General features: G+C 62.0%; 16 protein-coding genes and 3 pseudogenes. 6 read left to right on the top strand and 13 right to left on the bottom strand.

All coding sequences use genetic code 11. The features are described from left to right. Positions 1-216: 216 nt before the first annotated feature. Positions 217-822: a class I SAM-dependent DNA methyltransferase gene (locus KW808_RS15540; protein ID WP_003859515.1), complete on the top strand. Its 606-nt coding sequence runs from the start codon at positions 217-219 to the stop codon at positions 820-822. A 240-nt stretch (positions 823-1,062) separates the two neighbouring features. On the opposite strand, the gene KW808_RS15535 is transcribed toward KW808_RS15540, so the two are convergent. The 7 genes and pseudogenes from KW808_RS15535 to KW808_RS15505 form a co-directional block, all read right to left on the bottom strand. Next, entirely contained in the window at positions 1,063-1,785 is a 723-nt protein-coding gene (locus tag KW808_RS15535; protein ID WP_003859513.1) for a VIT1/CCC1 transporter family protein, read from the bottom strand. Between the two features lie 432 nt (positions 1,786-2,217). After that, positions 2,218-2,514, bottom strand: coding sequence for a cupin domain-containing protein (locus KW808_RS15530; protein WP_003859509.1), 297 nt, complete (start codon positions 2,512-2,514; stop codon positions 2,218-2,220). A 97-nt stretch (positions 2,515-2,611) separates the two neighbouring features. Further along, the gene (locus tag KW808_RS15525; protein ID WP_231107864.1) at positions 2,612-2,824 is read right to left on the bottom strand and encodes a helix-turn-helix domain-containing protein; all 213 of its coding nucleotides are present in this window, start codon (positions 2,822-2,824) and stop codon (positions 2,612-2,614) included. Between the two features lie 8 nt (positions 2,825-2,832). Continuing rightward, positions 2,833-2,922: pseudogene (locus KW808_RS15520) on the bottom strand (recombinase family protein); the annotation flags it as partial. Positions 2,923-3,067: 145 nt separating this feature from the next. Beyond that, on the bottom strand, positions 3,068-3,391 hold the full coding sequence (gene fdxA, locus KW808_RS15515) for a ferredoxin (RefSeq protein WP_003859507.1): 324 nt from the start codon (positions 3,389-3,391) through the stop codon (positions 3,068-3,070). A gap of 271 nt (positions 3,392-3,662) precedes the next feature. Further along, entirely contained in the window at positions 3,663-3,998 is a 336-nt protein-coding gene (locus KW808_RS15510; protein ID WP_003859505.1) for a cupin domain-containing protein, read from the bottom strand. Positions 3,999-4,368: 370 nt separating this feature from the next. Beyond that, complete coding sequence (locus KW808_RS15505; RefSeq protein WP_003859503.1) at positions 4,369-4,596, bottom strand: hexameric tyrosine-coordinated heme protein; 228 nt, start codon at positions 4,594-4,596, stop codon at positions 4,369-4,371. On the opposite strand from KW808_RS15505, the pseudogene KW808_RS15500 reads away from it, so the two are divergent. Next, positions 4,573-4,833, top strand: a pseudogene (locus KW808_RS15500) (IS6 family transposase); the annotation flags it as partial. The gene KW808_RS15505 and the pseudogene KW808_RS15500 overlap by 24 nt on opposite strands. 5 nt (positions 4,834-4,838) lie before the next feature. Here KW808_RS15500 and KW808_RS15495 read toward each other — a convergent pair. The 6 genes from KW808_RS15495 to KW808_RS15470 form a co-directional block, all read right to left on the bottom strand. Beyond that, positions 4,839-4,967 carry a dehydrogenase gene (locus tag KW808_RS15495; RefSeq protein ID WP_003859501.1) on the bottom strand — a complete coding sequence of 43 codons (129 nt, stop codon included), beginning with the start codon at positions 4,965-4,967 and terminating at the stop codon, positions 4,839-4,841. Between the two features lie 87 nt (positions 4,968-5,054). Beyond that, positions 5,055-5,717 (bottom strand): DUF305 domain-containing protein, encoded by a 663-nt coding sequence (locus KW808_RS15490; protein ID WP_003859498.1) that lies wholly within the window; start codon positions 5,715-5,717, stop codon positions 5,055-5,057. A gap of 91 nt (positions 5,718-5,808) precedes the next feature. Next, a complete protein-coding gene (locus tag KW808_RS15485) occupies positions 5,809-7,989 on the bottom strand; it encodes a copper-translocating P-type ATPase (RefSeq protein ID WP_003859496.1) in 2,181 nt (726 codons plus the stop codon). Positions 7,990-8,039: 50 nt separating this feature from the next. After that, positions 8,040-8,372, bottom strand: a complete 333-nt coding sequence (locus KW808_RS15480; RefSeq protein WP_003859495.1) for a heavy-metal-associated domain-containing protein — start codon at positions 8,370-8,372, stop codon at positions 8,040-8,042. Between the two features lie 58 nt (positions 8,373-8,430). Beyond that, positions 8,431-9,630 (bottom strand): two-component system sensor histidine kinase CopS, encoded by a 1,200-nt coding sequence (locus KW808_RS15475; RefSeq protein ID WP_003859493.1) that lies wholly within the window; start codon positions 9,628-9,630, stop codon positions 8,431-8,433. Continuing rightward, a complete protein-coding gene (locus KW808_RS15470; protein WP_003859491.1) occupies positions 9,627-10,349 on the bottom strand; it encodes a two-component system response regulator CopR in 723 nt (240 codons plus the stop codon). Before KW808_RS15470 ends, KW808_RS15475 begins: the two co-directional genes overlap by 4 nt. 403 nt (positions 10,350-10,752) lie before the next feature. Between KW808_RS15470 and KW808_RS15465 the strand changes: the two genes are divergently transcribed. From KW808_RS15465 to KW808_RS15450, 4 genes and pseudogenes are all read left to right on the top strand, one after another. Then, a complete protein-coding gene (locus tag KW808_RS15465; RefSeq protein ID WP_003859489.1) occupies positions 10,753-11,328 on the top strand; it encodes a CueP family metal-binding protein in 576 nt (191 codons plus the stop codon). A 70-nt stretch (positions 11,329-11,398) separates the two neighbouring features. Beyond that, complete coding sequence (locus KW808_RS15460) at positions 11,399-12,880, top strand: multicopper oxidase family protein (protein ID WP_003859486.1); 1,482 nt, start codon at positions 11,399-11,401, stop codon at positions 12,878-12,880. Positions 12,881-13,158: 278 nt separating this feature from the next. Continuing rightward, positions 13,159-13,876: pseudogene (locus KW808_RS15455) on the top strand (IS6 family transposase). A gap of 249 nt (positions 13,877-14,125) precedes the next feature. Next, entirely contained in the window at positions 14,126-14,425 is a 300-nt protein-coding gene (locus KW808_RS15450) for a hypothetical protein (protein WP_034983357.1), read from the top strand. The last annotated feature ends 9 nt before the right edge of the window (positions 14,426-14,434 follow it).

Raw genomic sequence — 14,434 nt, 5'->3', positions numbered from 1 at the left:
AAGAAAGGAAAAATAAGGGACAATCCCCGCAGAGGGGGTAGCCAAGCGGTGTCAGGAGCAGTGCCCGAGACGCCGTGCCATCGACGATGGCTCGCCTTCCCCGATGCTGTGTCGTCCTACAGGCCGTTAGAATCCAGACTCGCGGGCACTAGCCGCGCGACTGCCGACAACCGCACGCCGTGTACCGGAAGGCTTGGAACGCCTAGGGTGTTCCTCATGGCAACAGATGACGTTAGCAAGGCCTACAGCTCACCGACCTTTGATGCGGAGGCACTGCTCGGAACGGTAATCTCAGCCGAGGACCCCGACCGCGTGCTCATCGAGCCCTGGGCGACCGGCGTCGACGGGGTGATCCTCGATGTGGGCTCTGGTACCGGGCGGTGGACCGGTCACCTCGCGAGCCTCGGACACCAGATCGAGGGACTGGAACCGGCGACACGGCTCGTGGAGCTCGCTCGTCAGACACATCCCTCAGTGACCTTTCACCACGGCACTATTACCGACCTCTCAGACTCGCCGAAGCGCTGGGCGGGCCTCCTGGCGTGGTACTCACTCATTCACCTGGGACCTGATGAGCTGCCCGACGCCCTGGTCGCACTGCGGATGGCGGTGGAGGATGGTGGTGGCCTGCTGATGTCCTTTTTCTCCGGGCCTTCTCTGGAACCGATGTATCATCCCGTGGCCACCGCCTACCGGTGGCCACTGCCCGAGCTTGCCCAGGCACTGGAGACCGCGGGTTTCCAGGTAATCGACAGCCACTGGGATCCTCGGTTCCCCCATGCCTATCTCACCGCCGAGGCCAGCAGGCAGAATCTCGCCTGACAGTGGTGGCCTACTCGGTAGTCGTCTTCTCAGAAGACATCTCATAGGACCAGTGTGGTTACCTGCCGAAGGAGAAACGAGTAGTCAGCCGGACCATAACTGGCGACCGGCTGGGGCAGCGGTCCACCCAGGCCCCGGATGGTCTGCAAGGAGGTCGGCGCCGATCACCTCGTCCAGGCGTCGACGAAAACGCCCAGCCACCACAAAACCCGCATTCCCCCTTTTCTGTCCCGAGGCACCTCAGACTGCGGCCCCGAACAAAACACCGACACCGTAGGTCAGGGCCAGGCCGAGGGCACCACCGATCACCAGGCGTCCGCACGCGCGCATTGGGGAGGTACCCGAGATCTGGGCTGAGATGAACCCGGTCACCGCCAGGACCAGCAGCGTGACTACGAAGACCACGCCGGCGTCCCAGCCTGCAGGGGCGATGAATACCGACACCATCGGCAGCAGTGCTCCGAGCAGGAAAGCCACGGCCGAGGAGAAGGCGGCGGCCAAGGGGCTGGTCAGTTGCTCATTATCAATACCGAGCTCGAGCTGAAGGTGGGCGCCCAAGGCGTCGCCCTGCCCGATCTCGGTGGCCGCCTGGTTCGCTGTCGCAGGGGAGATGCCGTAGGAGTGTAGGATCTCCGACAGCTCGACGTGCTCGGCCGTCGGGTCTTCGGCCAGCTCCTTCGCTTCTTTTGCGATGAGCACCCGTTCGGTATCACGCTGTGAGGAGACAGAGACGTACTCACCGAGAGCCATAGATACCGCCCCCGCGATCGTTGAGGCCAAACCAGCGCCGAACACGACGGTGTCACTGGCGCCGGTGGCGATCACACCGAGCAGTAGCGCAGCAATGGAGACGATACCGTCATTAGCACCCAGCACACCGGCACGCAGAGTATTCATACGATTGTGGTGGCTGGGTACGTGCGGTTCGTGCAGGGGGTGAGCGGTGTTAGTGGAGATGATCATCAGTCCTTTATCGGTGCAGGAGACCCTATAAGCACAGCTTATTAAGGGCCTAGTTTTCCCACAACGAAGCAGAGCCAACCCTCGCCGTCTTTCGGGGCTAATCTCTTCGTTGACACGTCCCGTTACTCTCTGGGAGATCTCCTGGAACGTGGACTCCGGCCTCGAGATGCGAGAAGAGGCACCTACTCATGCTCAAGCATGCGGTAGAGGGGGCCGGTTGACTTTGTCCTCGCGGGCGACCTGGCCCTTGGGTACGTGGGCCGCGATCTTTTCCATGATCACCTGGGGTTGCTCGTTATCGAACTTCGTGCCCCTGACGTTGTTAGCGGTTGGCCGCCTTAACCAGGTCGATACCCTCGGCCTGGCACTCATGGATCCGATAACGCTCGAACTCCACGAAGGGAGCCGAGGAGGGTGAATTACTCCTGGAGATCACGTGGAGAAGGTGAACCGGATCTCCTTCGGCATGATGTGGACAGCCTTAAACTCTGGGTCTGCCACGATCTCGTGCCAGATATCAGCGGGAATGACGAGGCTGTCTCCCGCGCTCACACCACGGTCTTCGGCAGAGAACTGAACGATGCATCGCCCCTCGGTGACGACGAGCACCGATTCGGTTGATGCTCTGTGTCTGGGCCAGGAAATTCCCGACGCCGCTTCCATCCGTTTAGTTTCAAACAGCGCTCCTTCTTCTAACGGCGTCACCCGGGGTCGTCCTGCGGATTCCATCGTAAAACTCCTTCGCCACACGTCACTCACTGGAGGGAATCTAGTCCCCGACCTGCCATGCCGCCACCCTACCGGCACAGGTCATGAGCGATGAGAATTAGTCCTTATCGTTATTGGATAGCGCTCGGTAGAGGGTGGCTCTGCCAATTCTGAGGTCTTGGGCGATCGACACCTTGGACTCACCAGCTTCTACCCGTTTCCGGGCTTTCTCGACGTCGTCCGGGGTGAGGGCGCGTTTGCGGCCCTTGTACTTGCCGGCCTTTTTCGCCAGGCGATCCCCTCGGCTTGGCGCTCCCGGATGATGGAGCATTCGAACTCAGCGAAGGAGCCGAGAATGCTCAGCATCAGCTGGGCCCGCGAAGCATTGGATTCCGCCGAGAAGATCAGGTTTTCCTTGATGAAGTGCACGCTCGCACCCTTGGCGGTGATTTGGTTAATGATCTTCTGCAGGTCGACCTTCGACCATCACAATGACAGGCCAGGAACAACTATTGGTACGAGGGACATGAAACATCGCAGTCAGGTTCTCCTTGTTTAGGGCCGATATCAGGCCCTAGTTCTGGTTCTGTGGCGGCAGCGCCGCGATGAGCTGGGCGTCGAAGTCCTGCGGACCCAGGCTGGCGGCACCGCCTGGCGAACCGAGGTCGTCGAAAAAGGCGGCGTTAGCGCCGGTGTAGTCCCACCATTCGTGGGGAACATCGTCTTCGTAGAAGATGGCTTCAACCGGGCAGACGGGCTCGCAGGCACCGCAGTCGACGCACTCATCGGGGTGGATGTAGAGCATCCGTTTGCCCTCGTAGATGCAGTCCACGGGACATTCCTCGACGCAGGCTCGATCCAGGACATCAACGCAGGGCTGGGCGATTGTGTAGGTCATCGGATCTCCAATACTACGGATAAAGACGTGGAAAATAGGTTCACTGTCATCCTATTAGCTCCCCGACCCTTCACCAAGGGGCACATATTTTCGATTATGCCCGCCACCAGTAGCGGTAAGGATAGTGGAACCGGTCAGCTGGTCACCGTCGCATGCTGGTACAAACATCAGGGGCAGGAGGCCGGTGATCGAACGGTGCCGGTCCATGGTCTCGCCGCGGAAGACGGACCCTCGGCGGGCTCAAACACCCCAGGGGAAGTCCCTATCTTTCTTATTGCGTCAGTTTGGCAATGGTGATCAAAACAGCGGAGTCCTCGATTGCTTCGAGGCTGTGCCGAGATCGCGGCACGATCAGCAGATCACCGCTGCGACCTATCCAGGTCTCATCGCCCGTCCTGAGTTGGACACGCCCTTGTAGGACATAAATCGTGGATTCATCGTGATTGTCGCGCTCTCCGAGCTCAGCACCCTGACGTATCCCGACGACGGTCTGCCGCAGAATTTTTTCGTGCCCGCCGAAGACGGTATCGGCGGCACGAGCACTAGGGGCGGCGACGGCCTCTTTAAGTTGCTTGCGGGCGAGGGCCTCGATCGATATTTTGTGCATATAAACAACCTTTCGGAGCCGGTCTGGGAAGCATCGAATGGTGAGGAGACGATGTTTTTGTTCATGCGCCTTCCCTGATGACCCGAGAAGTTAGCGCAGTACGTAAAAAAGTGGACTCTGACGTGTCAGTGGTAGGGATCCTCCGTGGGCGGGCCGATGCGCAGGATAGCGGTCAGCGCTTGGTTTCGGTCACTGACATCGAGATGGGCGGCGATTATTCATGAGGAATGCAAGTTTATTGCAGCATCACGCGACGAGTCAACTACATCCGACCCATTGCGCAAGCTCTTCGATTGCGGTTGATCGTGATGGTCAAAACCAGCGGCCGGTCAGGGATCGCTCTTTGCCACACGTCAGGGACTTAAGCTCGTCAGTAATTGTTGGCGGCGGCGACGGTAGCGAACTCGATGGCGACGACATGGCCGGCCATGGTCAAAGAATCCGCGTTCGTGGCATAACCCGGTCGTAACGTCTCTCGGACTTCGGCATCTGGTTGGATTACTCCGATGGTCTTCCGCGCGGTGCTGTTGCAAAGTTGGGGCAGTAGGAAGAGCGACGTGAAATAATCACAGCCATGGGTATCTTCTCCGGTCGTCATTTCCCCCGTGACATCATTTTGTGGGCAGTGCGCAGGTCACTGCCGCTACGGGGTGAGCTGACCTAAGATCTGGAGGAAATGATGACTTCAGCGGGGCGTGCCGGTCGATCACACCACGATTCTCACCGCTGGGTCCAGAAATACGCCCCTGAGCTGGACAAGCACACTCGGTGGTACCGGCAGGTACCTGACTGGCAGGCCAGTTCCTGGCGGGTGGATGAGACCTATATCCGGGTACGGTGTCATCGGTAATCGGTGGTGACGTCGCTGACCCCGAGGAGTTCCATGTTCTCCTGGGCTCTCACCGCGTCGGCTACACGTTTACCGATGACACCGTACCCGTTTACTGCAACCTTGATTTTATTCGGCATGCTGATTGTCCTTCCCGGAAATCCTGGTTTGGCCCGATGGTCGTATGGTCGTGTTTCTCATCTGGGGTGGTCGGGGAATGTCCTTGTTCAGAGCTCGTTGAGCATCTGCTCCATCTCGGCGATCTCGGCCTCCTGATCTTCAATGACCTGCTCAGCCAGAGCGATGGCCTGCGGGTTCTGGCCATCAGTGACCTCATCGCGGGCCATATCGACCGCGCCCTCATGGTGGGCGGTCATCTGCTCAAGGTAGAGCCGGGCAGCCTCGGTGCCCTGGGCGTCCTCGAGGGCTGTCATGTCCTCCTCGCTCATCATTCCACTCATCCCGCCATGGTCCATCTCACCCATATCACCGGTGACCGGATCTTCTTCCCAGGTCTCGAGCATGGTATTCATCCGGTCGATCTCCGGGCCCTGGGCATCGATAACACCCTGGGTGAACTCGATGACCTCGGCCGGGATATCGTCCTTGGCCAGGAGGATTTCACTCATCTCCACGGCCTGTTGGTGATGCAGGATCATCATCTGCGCGAACATGATGTCCGCGTCATTGTGCTCGGCGGAGACCTCTCCGGCCGCCCCCGTCTCTGTCTCAGGATCCATGGTGGCCCCGGTCGTTTCGGTGGTGTCGGGGGCGGACGTAGTGGCGATGGTCGTGGTGTCGGTGTTTTCTCCCTCAGTGTTATCTGCGCAGGCGGACAAAACCAGGGTGGAGGTCAAGGCGAGAGCGGCGATGGTGATGGTGCGTTTCATGGGGGTTCCCTTTCGGAGGTTGTGTATGGGGGAGTCGATGAAGGATTGAAAGTCAGCGGACGGGGGCTGCAGAGCTCACAGCAGTCTTCTCCTACTTCCCGTCGGTCGGAGCCAGGTGAGCCGGGTCCAGGTCTATCCGGCGTAGCAGCTGAGCGTTGAGGGCGACGATGATCGTGGACAGGGACATCAAGATAGCGGCGGCCGCCGGGGGAAGCAGCACACCGATAGGGGCGAGCACACCGGCGGCCAGCGGAACGGCCACGATGTTGTACCCGGTCGCCCAGACCAGGTTCTGGACCATCTTGCGGTAGCTGGCATGGGAGAGCTCGATCATCGACAGCACGGCCCGGGGATCATCACTGGCCAGGACCACCCCGGCAGATTCCATGGCCACATCTGTACCCGCGCCAATCGCAATACCGACCTCGGCCCGGGCCAGGGCCGGGGCGTCATTGACACCGTCGCCGACCATGGCCACGCTCAGACCGCGCTCCTGCAGCTGGGTGACCTTGGTGTCCTTGTCCTGCGGCAGAACCTCGGCGAAGACCTCATCGATCCCCAGATCCTTGCCCACTGCCTGGGCGACCTGGGTGGCGTCACCGGTGATCATCGCCACCTTCACCCCGCGGGCCTGCAGGGCGCGCACCGCCGCGCGGGATTCGGGGCGGATCTTGTCCTCCACTGCCACCGCACCGATGATCTCACCGTCGCGGACGACATGGAGCACTCCGGCACCTCGCTGCGCCCAGGAACCGGTGATGTCGGCGAGCTCACCCGGGGTGGTCAGATTGAACTCGCGTAGCATGTTCGGCCCGCCCACGAGGATTTCGGCACCGTCGACGGTGGCCCGGATCCCGCGGCCGGAGGCGGCGGTGAAACCGGTTGCGCGCAGCTGACGCTGCGAGGCCTCCGGGTGTGCGGCCGCGGCAGTCACGATCGCGCGGGCCACGGGGTGCTCACTATCGGCCTCAGCGGCGGCGGCCAGGGACAGCAGCTCACCCTCGGCGATACCCGTGGCCGGAGCCACGCCGGTGACGGCGTGTGCGCCTTCGGTCAGGGTGCCGGTCTTGTCGAAGAGCACGACGTCGATGGTGCGCATGTGCTCGAGTGCCATGCGGTCCTTGATGAGCACCCCGGATTTCGCGGCGCGCTCGGAGGAGATCGCGATGACCAGCGGGATGGCCAGGCCCAGGGCGTGCGGGCAGGCGATGATCAGCACGGTCACGGCGCGGACTACCGCATCGTCGGGGCTGCCGATGATGGTCCAGACCACGGCGGTGATCAGGGCTGCGATCAGGGCGAACCAGAACAGGAAGGCTGCGGCTCGATCGGCCAGGGCCTGGGCCCGGGAGGAGGAGGCCTGGGCGTCGGCGACCATGCGCTGGATGCCTGCCAGGGCGGTGTCCCCACCGGTGGCCTCCACCCGGATACGGACGGTGTTGTCGGTGGCCACGGTGCCGGCCACCACGGTCTCACCGGTATCCCGGTAGACGGGTCGGGATTCGCCGGTGATCATGGCCTCATCGAATTCGGCCGCTCCGTCGATGATGGTCCCGTCGGCCGGGACGCGGGCACCGGCTCGGACCAGCACGACATCGTCGACGGCCAGCTCTGAGATCGCTACGGTGCGGGTGGTCCCGTCGACGACCTTCTCGGCCTCATCGGGCAGGAGCGCTGCCAGCGCGTCAAGCGCGGAGGAGGCTGCACCAAGAGCGCGCATCTCCAGCCAGTGGCCCAGCAGCATGATGGTCACCAGCAGGGCCAGTTCCCACCAGAAATCTAGGTGGAACCCGCCCAGCCCCAGGGTGGTGACCCAGGAGGCGATAAACGCCACGGTGATCGCCATGGCGATCAGGAGCATCATGCCCGGTTGGCGGGATTTCAGCTCGGTCATTGCGCCCTTGAGGAAGGGGGTGCCGCCGTAGAGGAAGATGATCGTGCCCAGGACCGGAGGAATCCAGTAGGCTCCCGGAATCTCCGGAATATTATATCCCAGCAGGTCGGCGAACATCGGGCTGAAGAACACCACCGGAACCGACAGGATCAGCGACCACCAGAAGCGGTCCCGGAACATCGCGGCGCTGTGGCCGGCGTGTTCACCGTGACTGTGGACCTGGTGTTCTTCATCGACAGTGGAATGCGGATGATCGTGTGGCATGGCCTGGCCGTGGGTGGCGGCATCCGCATGGTGCTCGTGACCGGCATGATTCGGGTGGTGGGTGTGGTCTGTTTCCGGAGCGGGGTGATCACCGTGGTGGTGGGGAGTGCTCATGAGGTTCCTTTCGCTCAACCCGGTCGGGGTCGAGATAATGGGCGAATCGATCAGGACAAGACGGTGTAGCCGGTCTCCTCAATCGTCCGGTGGACGGTTTCCAGGGGCACGGAACCCGTGACCGTGACGATGGAGACCCCACCGGCGATGAGGTCGACCTGGACGTCGTCGACCTGGGGCAGAGCGCTCACCGCCTCGGTGACGTTGCCGGCGCAGTGTCCGCAGGTCATGCCTGTGACCTGGTAGGTGGTGGGACCTTCAGGTGTTGCGTCGGTTGCCGCGGCCACGGCCGGGGCGGAGACGGTCGCGGACGGCGTAGAGGGCGCGCAGCATCCACAACCGTCGGAGGCCAGCGGCAGCAAGGGGGAAGTCGGGGTGGTCATCGGATCGCTCCTGTGGGATCGGGGGATCAGGCGGGGTTTCCCCTCCCATCGTATACCCCTATGGGGTATTGTCAAGGGGTTGATACGGATCGCTGCCGAGGTCATCAGAATTATTGTCCCCGGGAGTGGGGTCACTGAGCATCAGGGACACGTTTTCCTGGTGCAGGGGAAGACGGATGGTGAAGACCGATCCGGCACCGGGGCCAGGAGAGGTGGCGGTGAGAGTGCCGCCGTGGGCCTCGATCAATGCCTTGGAGATGGTCAGACCGATACCGGCCCCGCCGTTGTCCCGGCTGCGGGCGGCATCCCCCCGGTAGAAGCGTTCGAAGATGTGTCCGAGCTGGCCAGGTGGGATGCCCTCGCCGTCATCGGCGACGTGGATGAGCGCGGTGGACGCCCCCTGTCGGTGGACGCTGATCCGGACCTGCCCGCCGGCCGGGGTGTGCCGTAGCGCGTTCGACAGGAGATTGCTCATCACCTGGCCGAAGCGTTGCCGGTCCACGAGCACCCGGACGGTGTCCGTAATGGTCTCGACCTGTAAATCGACGCCTTTGTCAGCATAAGCTTCCCCCGCGGCAGCAGCGGCGGTATGGAGCAGATCCCCGAGCCCTTCCTCCGCCAGGTCCAAATCGATCCGGTGTTCCTGGGCCCGGGAGACATCGTCGATGTCTTCCATCAACCGGGTCAGGCGGGTGAGTTGGTCAGCCATGATCGTGTGGGTGGCATTATTCCAGTCCACGACCCCGTCCTGGAGACCATCGAGGTAGACCGTGAGCACCGATAAGGGGGTGCCCATTTCGTGGGCCAGATCAGAGAGCATCTGGCGGCGGACCTGTTCGGTGTGTTCCAGCCGGTCGGCCATGGTGTTGAAGGCATGAGCCAGGGTGGTGACCTCGGGGCCTGCTTCTCCGGCGGGCACGCGGATACGGTAGTTGCCGGCCGTCAGGCTGGTAGCGGCGCGGGTGAGATCCTGCAGGGGGGTGCGCAGGCGACGCGATAACCACAGGCTGGCCAGCAGGGCGCTGATCAAGGCGGTGGGCAGGGCGACGGCCAGGGTGATCAGGTTGGCGTCCCGGTAGGCCTGCTCGGCATGGAACAGCTCCAGCGAGGGGTCCTCCCGGCCGGTCATCAACATATGATCATGGAACAGGGTCGGGCCCACCATCGTGGCCACGGCCGCGGCCACCAGCAGGCTAATCACCACGACCAACACCTGGGCGGCCAGGAAGCGGAAGGTCAGGCCGGGTCCGTGATTCATGGCTGCCCCACCCGGTAGCCCACGCCACGCACGGTGTCGATAAACCCCCGGCCCCGGGTGTCGGTGCCGAGCTTGCGACGCAAGTTGCCGATGTGGACATCGACGATGCGTTCATCACCGACCCAGGTGGTGTCCCAGACCTCGGTGACCAGGTCGTGGCGGGTCAGTACCTGGCCGGGGCGCAGGGCCAGGGCAACCAGCAGCTCGAACTCCGTGCGGGTGAGCTCCACGGTCGTCTCCCCCACCCGCACCTGATGGGCGACGGGGTCAAGGATGAGGTCACCAACGATCAAGGGGGTGGTCACCTGCGGTGGGGTGGTGCTGGTGCGCGGGCGGCGCAGCACCGCATGCACCCGGGTCACCAGTTCCCGGATGCTAAAAGGTTTGGTGATGTAGTCATCCGCCCCCAGGGTCAAACCGCTGATCTTGTCGTCCTCGCTGCCACGCGCGGTGAGCATGAGGATGTAGCAGTCCGAGAAGGTGCGGATCCGTCGGCACACCTCCAGGCCGTCGAGTTCGGGCAGCCCCAGATCCAGCACCACAACATCGGGGGAAAAGCGACGGGCCTCGTCCACGGCCTGGGTGCCGGTGTGCGCCTGGCGGGTATCGAAGCCGGCCCGGATGAGGTAGGAGGCCACCATCTGAGCCAGGGGTTGTTCATCATCGACGACCAGCACCCGCCCCGGGGGCGTGGCGGTGGTCGGTGTGCGGTCAGCCATAGACCCCAGTATCGCTCCGGCCAGGGGAGAATACCACCCTCGCTCAGTGCCCGGCGGGGAAACCTTCATCAAATCTTCAAACATCACCCTTCGACCGCCGTCACCCCTGTGCCCCACCCCGGGCCGGCGGCATCGCCTCCCCTGGTCAGTTCAGCAGGCGCCACCAGGGATTTCACTGCCTGCACCGCATACCCGGGGCGGGTAGAAGGACATCGCCCACGGCTGTGGGGTGGTGTCCCGGTGGTGACCCAGCCCACCGGAGTCACCCCCTTTTCGCCCTGTTATAAGGCTGTGAGCAGGGTTTTTGATTTCTGGGCCGTCAGGCACCCGTGCTAGAAAAGGTATGGCATCGACCTTGAGGCGGTGTCTTCTCACGGTCTTACCACGATCCAAGGAGATTGACGTGAAACGAGCAGCGATCGCAGCCGCCGCCCTTGCCCTCGCCCTCACGGGGTGTTCGGCCGCCGACCCGGAACCCACCGCCGACGGGACGGTGTCCCAGGATACATTCCTGACTACCCATGGCCTGGCCGCCATGGACGCGGTGGAGATCATTGATCACCTCGACCGGCAGAAGGTCACTGAGCGTCCCACGGATCTGATCGCCTCCGTGCGTGCCGATGAACTGCTGCTCTCGAGCGATGACCAGGAAGTCGTGGTCGATCTTCCCGACAATCAGACGTATGTCTCGGTTGCTCCGTATATCACCTCCACCCACGACTGCTTCTACCACAGCCTCACGACCTGCCTGGGGGAACTCGACAATGAGGATATCCAGGTCACGATCACCGATGAAGCGACCGGCGAGGTCCTGATCGATGAGCAAACCACCACCTTCGACAACGGGTTTGTCGGCTTCTGGCTTCCCGATGATGCCACCGGCACCATCGAGATCACCCATCAGGGGCGCACCGGTGTCACCGAGTTCTCCACCACCGAGGACGGGGCCACCTGTGTCACGGACCTGCGCCTGACCTGATGCCTCAGCAGTGGGTTTCCCCTGATCCTTCCCCTGTGTCACTCAGACTTGCACCAAGGACGGTTTAACCATGACAAGTAGTTTTTCCCGGCGACAGTTTCTGCTCGGCGGGCTCGTACTCGCCGGCACCGGGGCCGTGGCCGCCTGCACCAGCGACCCTGGACCCGCTGCCTCGGCACCAGGTCCCTCCCTTCGCCCCACTCCCACCCCCACTGCGCTCGGTGAGCCGACGGTGCGCCGGACACTGACCGCCCGGCCCCTCTCCCTGGATATCGGCGGCATCGAAGCCAAGACGTGGGGATACGTCTCTGACACCGGGGATGCGGCCATTGAGGCCACCGCCGGCGACGTCCTCCAGGTCGATATCACCAATGAACTGCCTGAGAGCACCTCCATCCACTGGCATGGCATCGCACTCCACAACGCAGCCGACGGTGTGCCCGGCATGACCCAGGACCCCATTGAACCTGGCGAGTCTTTCTCCTATGTTTTTGAAGTCCCCCACGGTGGCACCTACTTCTACCATTCCCACACCGGCCTGCAGCTTGATCGCGGCCTCCACGCCCCACTGATCATCCGTGACCCGCAAGACGCTGAGGACCAGGACGTCGAGTGGACCATCGTGCTCGACGACTGGGTCGATGGCATTCAGGGCACTCCCGACGATGAGCTCGACAAGCTCACCGGAATGGGTTCGGGCGACCATAACGGGAGGATGGGAATGGGAGGTCACGGCCAGATGATGCACGGCACCCCGGACCGGGTACTGGGCGGGGATGTCGGCGATGTGATGTATCCGCACTACCTCATCAACGGACGTATCCCCCGTGCTCACCGGACCTTCGAGGCTCGCCCGGGCGACAAGGCCCGCCTGCGGTTTATCAACTCCGGCGGTGACACCATCTTCAAGGTGGCCCTCGGTGGTCACCGCATGACCGTCACCCACACCGACGGCTTCCCTGTCCAGCCCTGGGAGACCGAATCGATCTACCTGTCGATGGGCGAGCGTGTCGACGTCGAGGTCATCCTCGGCGACGGCATCTTCCCGCTCACGGCTTTGGCGGTGGGTAAGGACGACCGCGCCTTCGCCGTCATCCGCACCGCCGGCGGCCAGGCCCCCCGCCCCGATGTCGACTTCCCCGAGTTGTCGTCCACCGGACTGCTTCTGTCCTCCCTGAAGCCAGCAGACCGTGCACTCCTGCCCGAGGGCACACCAGACCGAGAAGTCAGCATCGACCTGGGCGGGCAGATGATGCCGTATGAATGGAGCATTCTCACCGACGGCCAATCCTCCTCCGCGACCGTGCAGGAGGGCCAGCGCCTGCGGATGGTCATGCGCAACAGGACCATGATGCCCCATCCCATGCACATCCACGGCCACACGTGGGCGCTGCCCGGCAGCGGCGGGCTACGCAAGGACACCGTCCTTCTCCGCCACGGTGAAACCATGATCGCCGACCTGATCGCTGACAACCCCGGTGAGTGGGCATTTCACTGCCATAACGCCTATCACATGGAAACCGGGATGGTCAGCTCGCTTCGCTACGAGTAACCCCCACAGCAGGGTTGAGTGCCGAGGTGGGCAGAGTCGCTGCAGACCACCCACCGGGCAGCACGATGACCTTCCTCGGTGTTGTGGTCTTCCGGGACAACCAGAACACCGTCTTCTTCCCCACCGCCCCGGAATAAGGAGATCTAATCCATGCCGAGCACACCCCGCAGAGCCGCCATCGCGGTTGCCGCGGTGCTCACCGCCGTGACCCTGGTGGCCTGTTCGGTGCTGTTGCAAAGTTGGGGCAGTAGGAAGAGCGACGTGAAATAATCACAGCCATGGGTATCGTCTCCGGTCGTCGTTTCCCCGTGACATCATTCTGTGGGCGGTGCGCAGGTCACTGCCGCTACGGGGTGAGCTGACCTAAGATCTGGAGGAAATGATGACTTCAGCGGGGGTGCCGGTTGATCACACCACGATTCTCACCGCTGGGTCCAGAAATACGGCCCTGAGCTGGACAAGCAAACACGGTGGTACCGGCAGGTACCTGACTGGCAGGCTAAGTTCCTGGCGGGTGGATGAGACTTATATCCGGGTCGGCGGCAGGTGGTGCTACCTCTGATCTGGCGATCACCGCCGGTGGCCAGACCCTGGACTTTTACCTCTCTCCGAAGCGGAATGTGGCTGCGGCCAAGCGTTTCCTGGCTAAGACCCTGAGGTCAAACGCGTCAGCCGGGTCCCCGCGGGTGATTAATACAGATAAGGCACCCTCCCTGGCCAAGGCAATATCCGAGCTCAAGGAAGAAGGCATCTGCCCACCGACAGTGGAGCACCGTCAGGTGAAATACCTCAACAACATCCTGGAAGGCGACCATGGTCGGCTGAAGCGGATCCTCGGGCCGAAAGGCGCGTTTAAGAACCGGACATCTGCATATCGGACGTTGAAAGGATGGAGGCGATGCACTCATTGCGGAAAGGGCAAGGCACGATGTTTGACCTCACGGGCAACCGAACCCGGACGCGGTGATCGTCAACCGGGTCTTCCAGAATATCTAAGCAGGCTGGGCCATAATGCTGGCCAGGCGACGAAGAAAGGAGTGTTCGCGGTTCTCCACCCAACTTTGCAACAGCACCGGCCGTGATCACCCTGATGGGTGACCCACCTTTTTCGTCCCAGATGTTGGGATATGAGCAGTCCACCAAACAGGGGTCAGGCCCGAAAGCCCGAGGCCGTGCGACTCCAACCTAGATATAATTGTTGAAACAGCGGAAGCATCACATCTAAAAGCAGTAGGAAGGCTAAGAATGACCAAACAAGAATACTACGACTACAGCAAAACCTATGAATATAACGAAGAAAGTCCTTATACGGGTGCACTTGCAGACGGGGTTGAAGAAGCAACAATTCTCAGTGGAGAAGTGACATGGAGCGCAGACATCACCTGGAACGAATCGCTCGAACAATACGAAATATTCAAAACTTGGAATGATCATGATGGCCACTTCAGCAATATGGGTGAGGGCCCGCTGGAAGATGATTTCCTAAACGATGTGTACTCTTTTCTGCAAAGTAAGGGAATTGACTCCGCAGAAGTCACTTATTGATCTGGAAAA

The organism is [Brevibacterium] flavum (genome assembly GCF_019317305.1).
Lineage (GTDB): Bacteria > Actinomycetota > Actinomycetes > Mycobacteriales > Mycobacteriaceae > Corynebacterium > Corynebacterium glutamicum.
Note: the sequence above shows the minus strand (reverse complement) of the source record. Positions and strands in the feature narration are given on the sequence as shown.

What these genes read in the sequence shown, in the direction of transcription:
- KW808_RS15540 (WP_003859515.1), top strand. Translation starts at nt 217, where the DNA reads ATGGCAACAGATGACGTTAGCAAGGCCTACAGCTCACCGACCTTTGAT.
- KW808_RS15535 (WP_003859513.1), bottom strand. Translation starts at nt 1,785, where the DNA reads ATGATCATCTCCACTAACACCGCTCACCCCCTGCACGAACCGCACGTA.
- KW808_RS15530 (WP_003859509.1), bottom strand. Translation starts at nt 2,514, where the DNA reads ATGGAATCCGCAGGACGACCCCGGGTGACGCCGTTAGAAGAAGGAGCG.
- KW808_RS15525 (WP_231107864.1), bottom strand. Translation starts at nt 2,824, where the DNA reads ATGCTCCATCATCCGGGAGCGCCAAGCCGAGGGGATCGCCTGGCGAAA.
- fdxA (WP_003859507.1), bottom strand. Translation starts at nt 3,391, where the DNA reads ATGACCTACACAATCGCCCAGCCCTGCGTTGATGTCCTGGATCGAGCC.
- KW808_RS15510 (WP_003859505.1), bottom strand. Translation starts at nt 3,998, where the DNA reads ATGCACAAAATATCGATCGAGGCCCTCGCCCGCAAGCAACTTAAAGAG.
- KW808_RS15505 (WP_003859503.1), bottom strand. Translation starts at nt 4,596, where the DNA reads ATGACGACCGGAGAAGATACCCATGGCTGTGATTATTTCACGTCGCTC.
- KW808_RS15495 (WP_003859501.1), bottom strand. Translation starts at nt 4,967, where the DNA reads ATGCCGAATAAAATCAAGGTTGCAGTAAACGGGTACGGTGTCATCGGT.
- KW808_RS15490 (WP_003859498.1), bottom strand. Translation starts at nt 5,717, where the DNA reads ATGAAACGCACCATCACCATCGCCGCTCTCGCCTTGACCTCCACCCTG.
- KW808_RS15485 (WP_003859496.1), bottom strand. Translation starts at nt 7,989, where the DNA reads ATGAGCACTCCCCACCACCACGGTGATCACCCCGCTCCGGAAACAGAC.
- KW808_RS15480 (WP_003859495.1), bottom strand. Translation starts at nt 8,372, where the DNA reads ATGACCACCCCGACTTCCCCCTTGCTGCCGCTGGCCTCCGACGGTTGT.
- KW808_RS15475 (WP_003859493.1), bottom strand. Translation starts at nt 9,630, where the DNA reads ATGAATCACGGACCCGGCCTGACCTTCCGCTTCCTGGCCGCCCAGGTG.
- KW808_RS15470 (WP_003859491.1), bottom strand. Translation starts at nt 10,349, where the DNA reads ATGGCTGACCGCACACCGACCACCGCCACGCCCCCGGGGCGGGTGCTG.
- KW808_RS15460 (WP_003859486.1), top strand. Translation starts at nt 11,399, where the DNA reads ATGACAAGTAGTTTTTCCCGGCGACAGTTTCTGCTCGGCGGGCTCGTA.
- KW808_RS15450 (WP_034983357.1), top strand. Translation starts at nt 14,126, where the DNA reads ATGACCAAACAAGAATACTACGACTACAGCAAAACCTATGAATATAAC.